The 16,848-nt window shown below is 73.1% G+C and carries 12 protein-coding genes; 8 read left to right on the forward strand and 4 right to left on the reverse strand.

The features are described from left to right. Positions 1 to 379 precede the first annotated feature (379 nt). The 7 genes from ACIHCL_RS03940 (at position 380) to ACIHCL_RS03970 (ending at position 11,570) form a co-directional block, all read left to right on the forward strand. The gene (locus ACIHCL_RS03940) at positions 380 to 1,783 is read left to right on the forward strand and encodes a hypothetical protein (protein ID WP_399856628.1); all 1,404 of its coding nucleotides are present in this window, start codon (positions 380 to 382) and stop codon (positions 1,781 to 1,783) included. Positions 1,784 to 1,812: 29 nt separating this feature from the next. After that, positions 1,813 to 2,853, forward strand: coding sequence for a glutamate ABC transporter substrate-binding protein (locus tag ACIHCL_RS03945; protein ID WP_399856630.1), 1,041 nt, complete (start codon positions 1,813 to 1,815; stop codon positions 2,851 to 2,853). Between the two features lie 322 nt (positions 2,854 to 3,175). Further along, positions 3,176 to 4,501, forward strand: a complete 1,326-nt coding sequence (locus tag ACIHCL_RS03950) for a hypothetical protein (RefSeq protein WP_399856632.1) — start codon at positions 3,176 to 3,178, stop codon at positions 4,499 to 4,501. A 118-nt stretch (positions 4,502 to 4,619) separates the two neighbouring features. Continuing rightward, positions 4,620 to 7,319 carry a tetratricopeptide repeat protein gene (locus ACIHCL_RS03955; protein ID WP_399856634.1) on the forward strand — a complete coding sequence of 900 codons (2,700 nt, stop codon included), beginning with the start codon at positions 4,620 to 4,622 and terminating at the stop codon, positions 7,317 to 7,319. After that, complete coding sequence (locus ACIHCL_RS03960; protein ID WP_399856636.1) at positions 7,316 to 8,638, forward strand: protein phosphatase 2C domain-containing protein; 1,323 nt, start codon at positions 7,316 to 7,318, stop codon at positions 8,636 to 8,638. The genes ACIHCL_RS03955 and ACIHCL_RS03960 overlap by 4 nt, the downstream gene beginning before the upstream one ends. A gap of 211 nt (positions 8,639 to 8,849) precedes the next feature. Beyond that, positions 8,850 to 10,208, forward strand: a complete 1,359-nt coding sequence (locus tag ACIHCL_RS03965; protein ID WP_399856638.1) for a VWA domain-containing protein — start codon at positions 8,850 to 8,852, stop codon at positions 10,206 to 10,208. Between the two features lie 114 nt (positions 10,209 to 10,322). Beyond that, positions 10,323 to 11,570, forward strand: coding sequence for an FHA domain-containing protein (locus ACIHCL_RS03970; protein ID WP_399856640.1), 1,248 nt, complete (start codon positions 10,323 to 10,325; stop codon positions 11,568 to 11,570). 114 nt (positions 11,571 to 11,684) lie between these two features. Here the strand turns inward: ACIHCL_RS03970 and ACIHCL_RS03975 are convergent, their stop codons facing one another. Continuing rightward, positions 11,685 to 12,668 (reverse strand): methyltransferase domain-containing protein, encoded by a 984-nt coding sequence (locus tag ACIHCL_RS03975; protein ID WP_399856642.1) that lies wholly within the window; start codon positions 12,666 to 12,668, stop codon positions 11,685 to 11,687. A gap of 154 nt (positions 12,669 to 12,822) precedes the next feature. On the opposite strand from ACIHCL_RS03975, the gene ACIHCL_RS03980 reads away from it, so the two are divergent. After that, positions 12,823 to 13,227, forward strand: a complete 405-nt coding sequence (locus tag ACIHCL_RS03980) for a globin (protein ID WP_399856644.1) — start codon at positions 12,823 to 12,825, stop codon at positions 13,225 to 13,227. A gap of 552 nt (positions 13,228 to 13,779) precedes the next feature. On the opposite strand, the gene ACIHCL_RS03985 is transcribed toward ACIHCL_RS03980, so the two are convergent. From ACIHCL_RS03985 to ettA, 3 genes are read right to left on the reverse strand one after another with little or no spacing between them, the layout of a single operon-like run. Then, positions 13,780 to 14,478 carry a hypothetical protein gene (locus ACIHCL_RS03985; protein WP_399856646.1) on the reverse strand — a complete coding sequence of 233 codons (699 nt, stop codon included), beginning with the start codon at positions 14,476 to 14,478 and terminating at the stop codon, positions 13,780 to 13,782. Next, positions 14,475 to 14,897, reverse strand: coding sequence for an acyl-CoA thioesterase (locus ACIHCL_RS03990; protein ID WP_399856648.1), 423 nt, complete (start codon positions 14,895 to 14,897; stop codon positions 14,475 to 14,477). Before ACIHCL_RS03990 ends, ACIHCL_RS03985 begins: the two co-directional genes overlap by 4 nt. Positions 14,898 to 14,903: 6 nt before the next feature. Then, positions 14,904 to 16,568: an energy-dependent translational throttle protein EttA gene (ettA, locus tag ACIHCL_RS03995; RefSeq protein ID WP_399856650.1), complete on the reverse strand. Its 1,665-nt coding sequence runs from the start codon at positions 16,566 to 16,568 to the stop codon at positions 14,904 to 14,906. Positions 16,569 to 16,848 lie beyond the last annotated feature (280 nt).

The following is a 16,848-nucleotide window of genomic DNA, read 5'->3' on the forward strand; positions in this document are numbered from 1 at the left end:
GACGTGTTCATGAAGGGAAGCCGGTCCGCTTCCGCGTCCGTTCCGGGTGCCGCCCGCGGGCCGCTCACCGTCCGCTGCCGGGCTTCGGTCCACCGACCGCTTCGAGGTTCGTCCCGGAATCCGGTGGGGAGTGTGTTGCGGGGTCCGCGCCGGAATCCGGTCGCGCGGGAGCGTCCGGGCCCGATTCCGGGCTCCGGGCGCCGTCCGGCTTGATCGGCGGCGCGTGCCTTGATCGAATGCGGGTTGATCCAACGGCGGATCGACGCGGGATCCGTGTTCCCGGTGTGGAGACCGTTCCGCGCGGCCATACTTCTGGCCGGGCACCAGCCCCCGACCGATCGGGGGCCGGGCCACCGTCGACGACCGAGGGGGAGGTCAGGTGACACACCTGCCGAGCACGGGCACCGCGCCGGAGCACACGGGGGCCCGGCCTTCCGTGCGCCCGGCCGTGCCCGTGACCGAGCCCGGCCGGCCGCACCCCGGTGCCTGGGCCGTCGCGTCGCGCCGGCTGCGGGCCGCGGCGACGACCGAGCCGGGGCGGCTCCGGATCATCGGGGCCGTACTGGCCCTGTGCGTCGTCGCGTTCGGGGCCGTGACCGCGTTCGAGACCGGCGACCGGGCGGACGCCGCCGACGACGTGGTGCACCGCAGCCAGCCGCTGAGCGCGAGCGCCGCCGCCATCTACCGCTCGCTGGCCGACGCCGACACCGCGGCGGCCGGCGGTTTCCTGGCCGGCGCCCAGGAGCCGCGCGCGGTCCACGACCGGTACCAGAAGGACATCGAGGAGGCGTCCCGGCTGCTGGTGCGGGCCGCTGCCGGGACCGATCCGTCGACGGAGTCCGGGCGCGAGATCACCACGCTCAACAAGGAACTCCCCCGCTACACGGGCCTGATCGAGCGGGCCCGCGCCAACAACCGCCAGGGCCTGCCGCTCGGCGGCGCCTACCTCCGGTACGCCAACCAGAAGATGACCGATGTCATGCTGCCGGCCGCCGAGCGGCTGTACGCCGCGGAGACGGACCGGCTCGGCCGGGACGGCGACGAGGCCGGGGCCTGGCCGTTCCTCTCGCTCGGGCTCGGCGTCGTGGCGGTGGGCGCGCTGCTCTGGGCGCAGCGGCGCGAATACCGTCGGACGAACCGGGTCTTCAACCGTGGGCTGCTCGTCGCGACCGCCGCGGCGAGCGTGGCACTGCTGTGGCTGGCCGTGGGACACACGGTGGCCCGCTCCGAGCTGCGGAGTGCCGACACGCACGGGCAGCGGTCCCTCGATGTGCTCCACCACGCGCGCATCGACTCCCTGAAGGCGCGCGCCAACGAGAACCTCACCCTGGTCGCCCGGGGCGCCGTGCTCACCCCGGACGGCAGGAACGACAAGTACGAGAGCGACTTCAACACCGGGATGAAGGACCTCGGCACGCAGTTGGCGAAGGCCCGACGGCTCGCCGACGACGACCAGGGGCGCGGTCCGGTGGTGACCGCGATCGGCGCGGTCGCCGAATGGCAGGGACGCCACCGGACCGCCCGCGCGGCCGACGACGACGGCGACTACGACGGCGCGCTGGAGCAGATCACCGGGGCGGAGGGGTCGACGGGCGAGTCGTTCGGCCGGGTGGACGACGCGCTGGCGCGGGCGATCGCCCATGAGCAGGACCAGTTCACCACGGCGGCGAACGACGGTCTCGGGGCGCTGGCCTGGCTTCCGGTGGGGGCCGCCGTGCTCGCCGCACTGGGAGCGGTCGCCGCGGTCGTCGGCGTCAACACCAGGCTCTCGGAGTACCGGTGAGAACGGGAGTGGGAGCGGGAGGAGGAGCGATGACCGGGAAGCGTACGGGAGCGAGGTCCGCCGTCGGCAGGCTGCGCGGCTGGGGCGGTGTGACGGGCATGGCCGTGGCCTGCGCGGTGACGGCCTCGCTGACGCTGCTGCCGCTCTCCCGCGCCGGCGTCGACGCGTTCGGCAATGCCCCCGGGCCGGGTGCGGCACACGCGACGCAGACCCTGGCCGAGGACTGCACGGACCCGGAGGCGAGCCTGCCCCCGTCCGGTGCGGACGGTCCGAGCATCGCGAGGATCAAGGCGCGGGGAAGGCTGATCGCGGGCGTCGACCAGAACAGTTTCCGCTGGGGGTACCGCAACCCGGAGAACCGCCGGCTCGAAGGCTTCGACATCGATCTGGTGCGGGCCATCGCCAAGAACATCCTGGGCGATCCGGACGCGGTGGTCTTCCGGACCATCCCCACCAACCAGCGGGTCGCCGTCCTGGAGAACGACAAGGTGGACGTCGTCGTCCGGACAATGACGATCAACTGCGAACGGGCCCGCCAGGTCTCGTTCTCCACCGCCTACTTCCAGACCGGGCAGCAGGTCCTCGCTCCGAAGAAGTCGACGATCACCGGGTACGACACGTCCCTGGCCGGCAGGCGGGTCTGCACCGCCGAGGGCTCCACCGCCTACGACGCGCTGAAGAAGCAGTCGTTCGGCGCGGTCTTCGAGGACGAGCACGACGGCACCGACGCGGACGAGGACCGGCTGACCGTCCCCAACCAACTGGACTGCCTGGTGCGACTGCAACTGGGCGAGGTGGACGCCGTGGTCACGGACAACGCGCTGGCGGCCGGTCAGGCGGCCCAGGACCCGGCGGTCGAGCTCAAGGGCGACAAGCCGTTCACCACCGAGTACTACGGCGTGGCGGCGAAGCGGGGCGCGGACGACCTGGTGGCCCGCGTCAATCAGGTGCTGGTCGACTACCGCAGCGGTGGCGCGAACAGCCCCTGGATGGTGTCGTACCGGAAGTGGCTGAAGGCCGGTCTGCCGGGACTGACGGCGCCACCGGCCCCCAAGTACCGGAGCCGCTAGGCCGTGCCGGCGCACCGCCCCCGGCCGGACGACGTCGGTGTGAGGGCACGGCCTGGTACCGGAAGGGCCACCGGCGCCGTGGCGGCCGTGAGGGCCGGTGCGTGCCCGGAGAGGCAGCCGTGGCCGGGAGACCGGTGCCCGGACGGGCGCGGTCCGGTGCATGGGGGTGGCGGCACGGCTCGGCGGACGGAGGTGGTGGCGAACACGGCCCGGTACGCGAGACAGTGGCGGGCGCGGCCCCGGCACATGAGGCAGTGGCAGGCGAGGCAAGGGCACTGGTCCCGGCGGGTCCGTCCCGGCGGGAGGAGCGGAGAGGTGATCGATGAGCGTCGCGGGTCCCTTCCCCGGCTACACGGAACGGCCCCCCGGCCCGGTCATGGACCGGCATGAGGCGGACCGTGCGCTGGACCGGCTGGGCGCGGAGCACGAGGCGATCGAGACCTCGCTCCTCGCCCTGCAGGACCACGCGGGCCGTCGGCTCCTGGAGGGCGCCGAGCTGACCGGCGTCACCCGGGAGCGCTGGGCCGCCACCGCGCGGTCGGTCGCACGGCTGTGGGGGTACTTCGAGGCGTACGCGGGCACGCTGGCCCGGGCCCGCGCGGTGCGGGCCCGTCGCCGCCATCCCAACCAGGACGATCTGGTGGCCCTGACCGATCTGCTGCGCGGCCGGAGCGTCACCGTGGCGCACGCCGCCGGGCACCCCGATCCGTCGGCCGGCGGCCCGGCCAGGCTCTCCGAGCGGTTCACGCTGGAGGAGCTGGTCGCCCGTATGAATGATCTGTACGCCCGCTCGCTGGACATGGTCGTCGCCTCCGACTCCGTGTGGTCCGCGCTGCCGGCCCGGATCGACCTGCTCTCCGCCGAGCTGCATCGCACCCGTTCGCTCGCGTACTCGGTCGGCGTCCGGCCCGGTGAACACCCGGCGGGCGACGAGCTGGAGGCCATCACCCAGGAGCTGTCCGCGCTGCGGACCCAGGTGGTCTCCGATCCGCTCGCCTTCTGGCTGCCGGGTCCGGGCAGTGCGGCACCCGGCGGCGGACGCCCGGACACGACGCGCTACGACCGGGCGGCCCGCGCTCTGGAGGACGTGCGGCGTGAGATCGAGGCGGTCCTGGCGGTCCGGCAGGACGCCGAGCAGCGGCTGAGCCGGCTGCGCGATGTGCTCTCCCGCGCGGACCGGACCCTGGCGGAGGCCAGGACGGCGCGCGGCGAGGTGCTGGCGAAGATCGCCGCCTCCGAAGTGCCCGCGGTGAGTGGCCCGCCGACCGTACTCCAGGAGCGGCTGGCGGCGGCCTCGGAGCACCGCAGGCATGCCCGGTGGCACCGGCTCTCGCCGCTCCTGGAATCGCTGGAGCGGGAGGCCGAGGAGGAGTTGCTGCGCGCCCGCGAATCGCTGACCGCCGTCACCGCGCCGCTGGCCGTGCGGGCGGAGCTGCGCGGCAGACTGGACGCGTACCGGGCGAAGGTCGCCCGGCACGGTCTGGCCGAGGACCCGATGCTGATCGAGCGGTACGACGCGGCACGCCGCATGCTGTGGAGCGCGCCGTGCGATCTGCGGGTCGCCTCCCAGGCGGTGCGGCGCTACCAGGAGACGGCGGTCGAGCTGCTGTCGCCGCGCCGGACCCCGGAACCGGAGGACGGGCGGTGAGCACGGTCCTGCGCGGGACGGAGCGGGCGGCGGACGCGGGTGTACGCGTGGCGGCCGGTACCGGCACGCCCGAGGTGGAACGGCCGCCGCGGAGGCGGGGCGGACAGGGGGACGGAAGATGAGTACGCAGTGCCAGCGCCCCTCGTGCGAGGGCGCTTACGACGACGTGGGCGGCGGTGAGCTGTACTGCGACACCTGCGGCCTGGCACCGGTCGTCTCCCCGACGGGCATGGTGAGTTCGCCGCCCACCGGGCTCGCGGGCGGCGCGAACGGCCCGGCGGGCGCCGACGGCCGGGAGAGCCACGGCAGCCGGGGCGGCGGCAGCGGTTCGCGGGCGTCCCGGTCCTCGTCGCGCTCCTCCGCCCGGTCCTCGTCCCGCTCGTCGACGTCCCGGCGGTCCGTCTCGGGCCGGCTCTCGCGTTCGCTGTCCGGGGCGGCCACCTCCCCCTCGGTGTCGGTGCGTTCCTCCGGTTCCTCCTCGGGCGTGTCCGGCCGGGACAGGCTGGGCGCGGGCCTGGTGGAGGTGCCGGACGTGCCGCGGCCCGATCCGCGCACGGCGGTGATGGCGCGCCCGGAGGTCCCGGAACGGAAGCGGTTCTGCTCGCGTTCCGACTGCGGGGCGCCGGTGGGCCGGTCGCGCGGCGGACGACCGGGCCGCACGGAGGGGTTCTGCACCACATGCGGCCATCCGTACTCCTTCGTGCCCAAGCTCGACACGGGCGATGTCGTGCACGGCCAGTACGAGGTGGTGGGCTGCCTGGCGCACGGCGGGCTCGGCTGGGTCTATCTCGCGGTGGACCATGCCGTGTCGGACCGCTGGGTGGTGCTCAAGGGCCTGCTGGACACCGGCGACCAGGACGCCATGGCCGCCGCCATCTCGGAGCGCCGGTTCCTCGCCGAGATCGAGCACGCCAACATCGTCCGGATCTACAACTTCGTCGAACACCTCGACCAGCGCACCGGCTCGCTCGACGGCTACATAGTGATGGAGTACGTCGGCGGCAAGTCGCTCAAGGAGATCGCGAACGCACGGCGCACCCCGGCCGGGAGACGTGATCCGCTGCCGGTCGAGCAGGCGTGCGCGTACGGCATCGAGGCGCTGGAGGCCCTCGGGCATCTGCACAGCCGCAACCTGCTGTACTGCGATTTCAAGGTCGACAACGCCATCCAGACCGAGGGCCGGCTGAAGCTGATCGACATGGGCGCGGTCCGCCGGATGGACGACGACGAGTCGGCCATCTACGGCACGGTCGGGTACCAGGCGCCGGAGGTCGCCGAGGTCGGCCCGTCGGTCGCCTCCGATCTGTACACGGTCGCGCGGACGCTCGCGGTGCTCGCCTTCGACTTCCAGGGCTACACGAACGTCTTCGTGGACTCGCTGCCGAACCCGGACAACATCGAGGTGTTCCGGACGTACGAGTCGTTCTACCGGCTGCTCGTCCGGGCCACCGACCCGGACCCGGGGCGGCGGTTCGCCTCGGCGGCGGAGATGGCGGAACAGCTGACCGGCGTGTTGCGCGAGGTGGTGGCGCTGCAGACAGGGCAGCCGAGGCCGGCGCTGTCGACGCTGTTCGGTACGGAAGTACGGGTCACGGACACGCGGTTGTTCGCGGAGCGAACGGGTGAGGTGTCGCGGCTGGGGGCGCGGGCCGCCACCCCGGCGCCGTCCGGGCTGCTCGGGCGGCGCCGGAAGCGTGCGGCCCCGGCCCCGGGTGCACGGGCGGGGGCGGGGGCCTCGGGCGTCGTGCTTCCCGGCCCCCGGCTCCCGGCCACCGCGTCGGCAAGGCCGTCGGCGCCGCCGTCCGCGCCTCCGGTGCCGTACGCCTGGAACGGTCCCCGGCCCGCCGGGCTCGACGTGCGGGCCGCCTCGCTCGCGCTGCCCGTGCCCCGGGTCGACACGAGCGATCCCAACGCGGGCTTCCTCGCCGGGCTGATGGCCACCGCCCCGGCCGACCTGATCGCCGCGCTGAGCAACGTACCAGCGCCCTCCCCGGAGATCCGGCTGCGTGAGCTGCACGCCCGCTTGGAGACGGGCGAACTCGACACCGCCGCACGGATCCTGGCCGAACTGGAGGGCCGGCATCCGGACGACTGGCGGGTCGTCTGGTACCGCGGAGTCACCTCGCTGGTGACGGGCGCGTACGAGAACGCGGCGCTGTCCTTCGACGCGGTGTACGACGCGTTCCCCGGGGAGCCGGCTCCGAAGCTGGCGCTGGGGATCTGCGCGGAGGTGCTCGGGCAAGCGGACAACGCCGCCGAGTACTACCGCCTGGTGTGGACGACCGATCCGGGCATCGTCAGCGCGGCGTTCGGCCTGGCCCGGGTGCAACTGGCCGCCGGCGACCGCGCCGGAGCGGTGGCGACGCTGGAGTCCGTGCCCGAGGCGTCCATCCACTACACGGCGGCCAGGGTCGCCGCGGTGCGGGCGCGGCTACGCCAACGTGCCCCGGACGAGCCGCTGTTCGCCGATCTTCGGGCCGCCGCCGACCAGGTCTCGGCACTGGCCGGATTCGGCCTGGACCCGGTGCGCCGCGAGGAGTTGTCGACGGAGGTGCTGGGGACGGCGCTCGACTGGGTGCTCTCCGGCAGCCCCGCGGCGGGGGGCCCGGCACCAGGGCCGAACGGGGCCACCGGGCCGGTCGGGCCGGGTGGTTCGACCGGGCCGGGGAAGCTGCTCGGCAGTGAGTTGGACGAGCGCGGCCTGAGATTCGGGCTGGAACGTTCGTACCGGCTGCTCGCCCGGCTCGCGGAGCCCGGCGACGAGAGGATCGAACTGGTGGAGCGGGCCAACCGCTTCCGCCCCCGAACGTGGGTGTGAGGATGTCGCAGAAGCCCCAGGAGACGGCCCGGTCGAAATGCCCGGGCTGCGAGGAACCGGCCGAGTCGGGGGACCGGTTCTGCGGCGCGTGCGGGTACGACCTGTCGGCCGTATCCGTGCCGCCGCGTGACCGCCCGACGAACGCCCTGGCCGTATCGGCGGCGGAGGGCGGACCCGACGCGGAGAACCGGCCGGACACGCGGGTCCGGTCCGATGCGGAGGGCGGGTCGGAAGACTTCGAACTGGCCGCGCCCGGGACCGCGTCCGCACCCGATGCCCCGGCCGGTTCCGGGCTCCCGGCCGCCCCGGCCGCCGAAGCGTCCGTCCCCTGCCCCGCGCCACCGGTGCCGGACCCGCGCACCCGTCTCGACGGACCGCTCGCGACACCCCCGGCCGGCACCAAGCTGTGCGTGGCCTGCCGCGCCGGCCGGGTCGACACCGACGGCTACTGCCAGAACTGCGGTCACGCCCAGCCGCGCGAACGCGACCACATGGAGCAGGAGCTCGGTTCGGTGGCCGCCGTCAGCGACCGGGGCCTGCGCCACCACCGCAACGAGGACTCGTTCGCCGTCTCGACCACCGCCCTGCCCGACGGATCACCGGCCGTCATCGCGATCGTGTGCGACGGCGTCTCCTCGGCGAGCCGCCCCGACGAGGCATCGGCCGCCGCCGCGAACGCCGCCAACGAGGCGCTTCTGGAGTCGCTGCCGCGCGGCATCCATCCGCAGCAGGCGATGCACGACGCGATCGTCGCGGCCTCGAAGTCGGTCAACGCCCTGGCCGGGAACATGGAACACGACCCCCATCGGCACCAGAACGCCCCGGCGTGCACTCTGGTCGGCGCGATCACGGCGGGCGACCTGCTGGTGGTCGGCTGGGTCGGCGACAGCCGCGCCTACTGGGTGCCGGACGACCGCTCCGTTCCGCCCGCCCGGCTCACCGAGGACGACTCGTGGGCGGCGCAGATGGTGGCGACGGGTCTGATGAGCGAGGCCGAGGCGTACGCGGACGACCGCGCCCACGCGATCACCGGCTGGCTCGGCGCCGACGCGTACGAAGTGGAGCCGCACACCGGGTCGTTCAAGCCGGACCGGCCGGGTCTCGTGGTGGTCTGCACGGACGGCCTGTGGAACTACGCGGAGTCGGCCGTCGAGATGGCGGCGGCGGTTCCGGCCGACGCGCGGGCGCGCCCGCTGCACGGCGCACAGGTGCTGGTGGGCCACGCCCTCGACGGCGGGGGCCACGACAACGTAACAGTGGCGCTGCTGCCGTTCGCGGTGGCGCCGCAAGGGGCAGGATCGGGCTGCGGCACGCCCTGAGCCGCCTTGCGTAGCACGTGGTTCCGGTTCGCTGCCGGTTCCGGTCGCCTCCGGTCCCGATCCGGTCGCCTCCGATGCCGGTTCCCTCCCGGTCCCGCCCGTCCCCGCGCGCCCGACTCCTGCCCTGTCCCGCCCCCTCCGCACCGCTTCTCCGCCTGCCCCCTCACAGTTGTCCTCATCCGACACCTGGAGTCTCCAAGGAGCCGATCAGATGGCCAACTTCTCCAAGTCGAACGCGCCGCGGTTCTCCGTCGAGGTGTACCAGAACGAATTCCTCCCGGAGGGCGGTCGCGAGGTCAACGCGATCGTCACGGTCACCTCGACCGGAGGCGGCACCACCGGCGGCGACCCGCTGCCCGGTACGGCGTCGGCTCCGCTGTCCGGGCCGGGCCGGGCGACGGGAGCCGCTGTGGTGATCATGGTCGACTGCTCCGGTTCCATGGACTACCCGCCGACGAAGATGCGCAACGCCCGCGACGCGACGGCCGCGGCGATCGACACCCTGCGCGACGGCACCTCGTTCGCGGTGATCGGCGGCACCCATGTCGCCAAGGAGGTCTACCCGGCCAACGGCGGGCTCGCGGTGGCCGACGCCCGGACCAGGGCCCGGGCGAAGGAGGCGCTGCGTTCGCTCGCCGCCGGAGGCGGCACCGCGGTCGGCACCTGGCTGCGGCTGGCCGACCGGCTGCTGGGCGCGGCCGACGTGGCGATCCGGCACGGCATCCTGCTGACCGACGGCCGCAACGAGCATGAGACGCCGGAGGATCTGCGGGCCGCTCTCGAATCCTGCGCGGGCCGTTTCACCTGCGACGCGCGGGGCGTCGGCACCGACTGGGAGGTGAAAGAGGTCACAGGCATCGCCTCCGCCCTGCTCGGCACGGCCGACATCGTCGCCGACCCGGCCGAACTGGCCACGGACTTCCGGCAGATGATGGAGAACGCGATGGGCAAGGAGGTCGCGGACATCGCGCTGCGGCTCTGGACGCCCGTCGGGGCCGAGATCGCGTTCATGAAGCAGGTCGCGCCGAGCGTCGTCGATCTGACCGGGCGCCGCACCGAGGCGGGCCCCCGAGCCGGGGACTATCCGACGGGCTCATGGGGCGACGAGTCGCGCGACTACCACGTGTGCATACGGGTACCGGCGGCCGGAACGGGCCAGGAGATGCTGGCGTGCCGGGTCTCGCTGGTCCTCCCCGACCCCGCGGGCGGGGCACCGCAGACGCTCTCCCAGGGCCTGGTCCGGGCGGTGTGGACCGACGACGCTGCCGCGTCCACCTCGATCAATCCACAGGTCGCGCACTACACGGGCCAGGCGGAGCTGGCGCAGGTCATCCAGCAGGGACTGGACGCCCGTAAATCGGGAGATTTCGACAGCGCGACCGCGAAACTGGGCCGCGCGGTACAGCTGGCGTCGGTGTCCGGGAACGAGGACACTGCGAAACTGCTTTCGAAGGTGGTGGACGTCGTGGACGCCGCGAACGGTACTGTGCGACTGAAGGCGAAGGTCGCGGAGGCCGACTCGATGACGCTCGAAACGCGCTCCACCAAGACCGTCCGCGTCAAGAGATAGCCGAGAGACAACCGCCCAGTCGGGCCGCCCGGAGCGGAGTGATCCGCCAGGCGGCGAGGAGAACGAGAAGGGCCGGCCCCGAGGGGCCGGACGAGGAAAGGAGGAAGCGCCGACATGCCGACCTGCCCGAACGGACACCAGTCGGGTTCCGAGGACTGGTGCGAGGTCTGCGGCCATCGCATGACCGGCGCGGGCGCTCCCGCGGGCTCGGTCCCTCCACCGCCTCCCCCGCCGCCCACGCCCGGCTACGGCTCCCCGCAGGGGACGGCCGGTGCGGACGCCACCCAGCAGGCCGAGCTCTGCCCCCAGTGCCGCACACCACGCGAGGCGAACGAGCCGTTCTGCGAGGAGTGCCGCTGGAACTACCTGACGAACAAGGCGACGTCGTACACACCGCTGGCCCCGCGCCCCAGCGCCTCCGTCGCGCCCCCGCCCGGCCTGAACCTGCCGCCGGGCTTCCAGGCGCAGCAGCCGTCGGGGCCCCAGCGGCTGCCCGATCCGTTCGAGTACCAGGGCTCGCGGCCCTCACAGGTGAACCGCCCGGCCGAACCGCTCTCGCCCGACCAGGCGAGCCGCCCCGAGCCCCCGGCCCCCGTGCCCGGAGCGCCCGCCGCCTCCACGCCCGGCCCGGGACCCGCGTCCGGCCCCGGACCGCAGGCGCCGCAGCCCCCGCAGCCTTTCCAGCAGCAGGGGCCGCCCTCTCCGCCGCCGTTCCAGCAGCAGTCCCCGTCGCCGTTCCAGCAGCAGTCGGCGCCGCCCTCGTTCGAGCACCCCGGCCCGCCCGCGCCCTCGGCGCCTCAGCCGCCCGCACCATCGCGGCCGACACGGTCCGGTGACGACGACTGGATGCTGTCACCGCCGTCCCGGCCGCAGGATCCGCAGCCGGCGGCTCCGCCGCAGCAGCCTGCCCAGGGCGCGGACCCGAGCCGACCCGGAGGGGCCCCGAACCAGCCGTCCGCGGGCTGGACCGCCGTCCTCGCCCCGGACCGCGACTACTTCCTGGCGATGATGCAGCGCAGCGGCCCGGAGGCGAACGGACTCAACCTGCCGGCGTACTCCCCGGAGCAGCGGGTCGCGCTGACCGGCAACCAGGTCACCATCGGTCGCCGCAGGCAGAGCACCGGCGAGTCCCCCGACATCGACCTCTCCGTGCCGCCGGAGGACCCGGGCGTCTCGCACCAGCACGCGGTACTGGTGCGCCAGCCCGACGGCGGCTGGGCCGTGGTCGACCAGAACTCCACGAACGGCACCACGCTCAATGGGGCCGAGGACCCGATCCAGCCCTATGTGCCCGTCCCGCTCAAGGACGGCGACAGGGTGCATGTCGGGGCGTGGACGACGCTCACGATCCGCCGCGACTGACGGGCCGGGGCGCCCCGCCGGAACACGGGGCCGCCTGGGCCTTGTCCGACACGTTCCGTCCGACACGTTCCGCCCGGCGCGCGGTGTCCGGCAGGCGCCCCGGGTGGGCCGGGGCTACTCGTCGGGCAGTGGCCAGGCGTACGGCCCGTCGGGGTCGTCCAGCCAGGCCCACTCCCGCCCGTCCCGGACGGTGATGCCGAATCTCTCCCGTCCGGGGCGCCCCTCGCGCTTCCAGAGGGAGAGCGCCTCGTGCGGATCGAGGCTGGATCCGGTCAGCTCCAGCAGGAAGCGGAAGCGCTCGTCCTCGCTGAAGCGCCTGGGAAGTGCGCCGGTGTACGGGCGGCAGGCGTGCCGCACGGGGCTGCCCCGGAGCGGCACGAAGTAGGCGGGCGTGTGCAGGAACCGGCCCTCGGCGCACCTCCCGCGCGCTGTCTCCCGCACCCGCAGCGCGATCAGCCCGGTGGCGAGCGGCGCCAGTATCCGGGCGCCCGGTGCGCACTGGTCCAGCCAGGCCCGCGGCACGCGCGCCAAGGTGCAGGTCGCGATGATCCGGTCGTACGGGCCGCGCGGCGGCCAGCCCCGGGACCCGTCACCGGTGACCACCGCCGGGTGGTGGCCCGCCGCCGCCAGATGCCGGCGCGCCGACTCGGTGATCTCCGGGTCGAGGTCGACGGTGGTCACGGCGTCGTCGCCGAGCCGGTGCGCGAGCAGAGCCGCGTTGTAGCCGCTGCCCGCGCCGATCTCCAGGACCCGTTGGCCGTCGCGCACGTCCAGCTCCTCCAGCATCCGGGCCATCAGCGAGGGCTGACTGCTCGACGAGATCAGTTCGCCGTCCCTGATCCGGATGGCCAGCGCCTCGTCCGCGTACGCCCCGCGCAGCCAGCGGGCCCGGCGGACCGGGTCGGGGTCCTCGCACCACAGCCGGTTCGTGCCGCCACGCACGAAGTAGTACGGAACGAACAGGTGGCGCGGCACCTCCTCGAACGCGGCCCGCCACCGCGGATCGCGCAGTGCCCCGCCGGCCGCGATCCGCCGTACCATCGCCGACCGTTCCTCGGCGGCGGCCTTTGCGAACCGGTCCGGATGTGTGTCGTCCATCTCTCCACCTTCCCGGTCTCCACCTTGCTGCGCGCGGGCCCCGGTGGCCAGGACCCTGGCCGGTCCGGCCCGCCGTGGACCGGACCGGCAGGCATCGGGTCCATCGGGTCCTAGGACCCGGGTACTCGGCCGGTGCGTCTGCGACGATGGACGGGTGACTGACAACCCGAGCGACACGCTTCAGGAGCAGACCTTCTACGAGCAGGTCGGCGGCGAGGAGACCTTCCGGCGCCTGGTGCATCGCTTCTACCAGGGCGTTGCGGAGGATCCGCTCCTCAAGCCGATGTACCCGGAGGAGGATCTGGGCCCCGCCGAGGAGCGGTTCAGGCTGTTCCTGATGCAGTACTGGGGCGGCCCCCGTACGTACACCGAGCGGCGCGGACACCCGCGGCTGCGGATGCGGCACGTCCCGTTCCGGGTGGACCGGGCGGCGCACGACGCATGGCTGGGCCACATGCGGACCGCCCTCGACGAACTCGGGCTGGCGCCGGAGCACGAGCGACGGCTGTGGGACTACCTCACGTACGCTGCGGCCTCGATGGTGAACACCGAGGGCTAGTGCGTGCTTCGAAAGTCCCGTCCGGCCTGCGGCGTCCGGCACGGCGCCTCGCCGTGTTGTCGGGATCGTCCACGTACGCCCAGTACGAGGACGACCGTCCGCCTTGCGATGCACCGCACCGGACGCCGCGGCCCCTGCCCTTCGGGCGGGCGACGCTGCTTTCGAAACACGCCCCGGCCGCGGCCGGGATCCGCGGAGGTTCCCGTTCCACGGCGGCACCCGTACGGGGGGCGTCTCCCGTGCAGGGGGGTGGCGTCTCCCGGACAGGTGCCGCCGTGGAACGCCTCCCGTACGGGGGTCGTCGCCGGGAGGCGTCTTCGAGAGCGTGGTGCCCCGACGGCTCCCGGGCCGTGACCGGCGCCGCCCTCAGCCTGCGGATGCGCGACCCGGCCCAGGAAGCCTGGAACTCACCCGGGCTGTGCCCGGTGGACCGGGCGCCGACCGGCCGCTGACCGGGCTGTGCCCGGTCAGCGGCTGCCGGGACGCTCGCCGGGAAGCCCGGGACCAGGCGTCCGGACCTTCGGCGTCCGGAAGGACCGGAGGGCGGGCCGCTCAGCCCGCGGTCACCGACACGGCGATCGCGCCGCCGAGCCCGCTGCCGTGACCGCGCAGGGCGATCGAGCCGAACGGAGTGCGCAGCCGCATCCAGGACCCGGCCGCGAGCAGGGCGATCGGGAAGTCCGGTGCCGGGCGGAGGAAGCCCAGGGACAGGGCGGCGTGGACGGCCCGCAACGGGAGCCCGGTGGCGCCGATCGTGCGGGACCAGATCTCACGGCCGATCAGGTCCCGTTCGGTGCGGGTGCGTCGGGCCTCGGGCAGCACCTCGTCGCGGGAGCGGAACTCCGCCACCGCGGTGGTGACGGCCTGACGCAGGGAGACCGGGTCAGGCAGGCCCGGCACTTCGCGCCAGCCGCCGCGCGGCGGGAGCACCCCCGCCCACGGCGGCCCGGTGACGGCGGCCGGCAGAGGCCCGGCAGAAGCCCCGCCCTCGGTGTCGAAGGTTCCGAGGGATTCCAGAAGCTCCCCGGCCGACACCGTGATGTCGAAGTCATGCCGTCCGGTCAGCCGCGCCGTCCGGATCGCCAGCACCTCGAACGACGGCGGCCTGCCGAACACGGCCAGCGCGTCGCCGCTCGCCTGGAGCCGCACCGCGGCGGCCCGGTCGTAGTGGAGCAGCCGCACGAGGAAGGCCGCGAGATCCGCGGCCTCCCTCGCGTCGGCGAACTCCAGGGGCATCACGGGAACCGTCATGCCGCGACAGGCTCCCCGTCCAGGTACTGCTGGAGGAAGAGCCTCTCCTCGGCGCTGATCCGCCGGGGCCGCTTCGCGGCCAGGTCGTACGGAACGACGACGGTGGTGGCCCGCACGTACACCTGGTCCGGGTCCTTGACCTCGTACGCGACCGTCAGCGACGCGGCACCGATCTTCGTGACCCACGACTCGATGGTCACCGGCTCGTGTCGGTGGACCAGCGGGCGCAGGTAGTCGATCTCGTGCCGGGCCACCACGGAACCGCCCGAGAAGGACGGCGAACCGTCCCCCGGCGCCAGTCGGAACATGAAGTCGATGCGCGCCTCCTCCAGATACCGGAGGAAGACGACGTTGTTGACGTGCCCGAAGGCGTCCATGTCCGACCAGCGCAGGGGGCACTGGTAGATGTGACGTGCCAAGACGGATCAGCCTCGCGTCAGCTTCTTGTACGTGGCACGGTGCGGCCGGGCCGCGTCCGGACCGAGGCGCTCGATCTTGTTCTTCTCGTACGACTCGAAGTTGCCCTCGAACCAGTACCACTTGGAGTCGCCCTCGTACGCCAGGATGTGCGTGGCGACGCGGTCCAGGAACCAGCGGTCGTGGGAGATGACCACCGCGGCGCCCGGGAACTCCAGCAGCGCGTTCTCCAGCGAGGACAGGGTCTCGACGTCGAGGTCGTTGGTGGGCTCGTCGAGGAGCAGCAGGTTGCCGCCCTCCTTGAGCGTCAGCGCCAGGTTGAGGCGGTTGCGCTCACCACCGGACAGGACACCGGCCGGCTTCTGCTGGTCCGGGCCCTTGAAGCCGAAGGCGGAGACGTACGCCCGCGACGGCATCTCGACCTGTCCGACGTTGATGTAGTCCAGCTCGTCCGAGACGACGGCCCAGAGGGTCTTCTTCGGGTCGATGTTGGCCCGGCTCTGGTCGACGTAGGAGATCTTGACCGTGTCACCGATCTTGATGGAGCCCGAGTCGGGGGTCTCCAGGCCCTGGATCATCTTGAACAGCGTGGTCTTGCCCGCGCCGTTCGGACCGATGACGCCGACGATGCCGTTGCGCGGCAGCGTGAACGACAGGTCGTCGATGAGGACCTTGTCGCCGAAGGACTTCGAGAGGTGCTCGACCTCGACGACGATGGAACCGAGCCGCGGCCCCGGCGGGATCTGGATCTCCTCGAAGTCCAGCTTCCGCATCTTCTCGGCCTCGGCCGCCATCTCCTCGTAACGGGCGAGGCGCGCCTTGGACTTGGTCTGCCGGCCCTTAGCGTTGGAGCGGACCCACTCCAGCTCTTCCTTGAGCCGCTTCTGACGCTTCTCGTCCTTGCGGCCCTCGACCTTGAGGCGGGCGGCCTTCTTGTCGAGGTACGTGGAGTAGTTGCCCTCGTACGGCAGGGCGCGGCCGCGGTCGAGCTCCAGGATCCACTCGGCGACGTTGTTCAGGAAGTAGCGGTCGTGGGTGACCGCGACGACGGCACCGGCGTACTTGGAGAGGTGCTGCTCCAGCCAGTTCACCGACTCGGCGTCGAGGTGGTTGGTGGGCTCGTCGAGGAGCAGCAGGTCCGGGGCCTCGATGAGCAGCTTGCAGAGCGCGACACGGCGCTTCTCGCCACCGGAGAGGTTGACGACCGGCCAGTCGCCGGGCGGGCAGCCCAGCGCGTCCATGGCCTGCTCCAGCTGCGCGTCCAGGTCCCAGGCGTTGGCGTGGTCCAGGTCCTCCTGGAGCTTGCCCATCTCCTCCATCAGCGCGTCGGAGTAGTCGGTCGCCATCAGCTCGGCGACCTCGTTGAAGCGCTTGAGCTTGCCCATGACCTCGGCGGCGCCGTCCTGGACGTTCTCCAGGACCGTCTTCGACTCGTCGAGCTGCGGCTCCTGCATGAGGATGCCGACGCTGAAACCGGGCGAGAGGAACGCGTCACCGTTGGACGGCTGCTCCAGGCCCGCCATGATCTTCAGCACCGTGGACTTGCCGGCGCCGTTGGGACCCACGACACCGATCTTCGCACCCGGCAGGAAGTTCAAGTTGACGTCATCGAGGATCACCTTGTCGCCGTGCGCTTTGCGCGTCTTGCGCATGGTGTAGATGTACTCAGCCAAGAGAAACCGTCCGGCTATCGATGTGTGGGCAGATACACCCCATCTTGCCTGACCGCCACCCCTGGATGGAAACCAGCCCGGCGCACGCCGCCCCGCGTCCTGGCCCGCGCACCGGGCCCATGGCCGGCCCCTCCGGGCGTCCCGGAACGGCCCTGACCACACCGGCCCCGGCCGCGCAGGCCCCGTACCGGACCGGGACCCCACCATTCCGGACCGGCCCGCACCACACCGTGTCGGGCACACCCCGCCGTACCGGACGCACCACACCGCGTCGGGCGCA

Origin of the sequence: Streptomyces sp. NPDC052042 (assembly GCF_044548345.1) — a bacterium.
Lineage (GTDB): Bacteria > Actinomycetota > Actinomycetes > Streptomycetales > Streptomycetaceae > Streptomyces.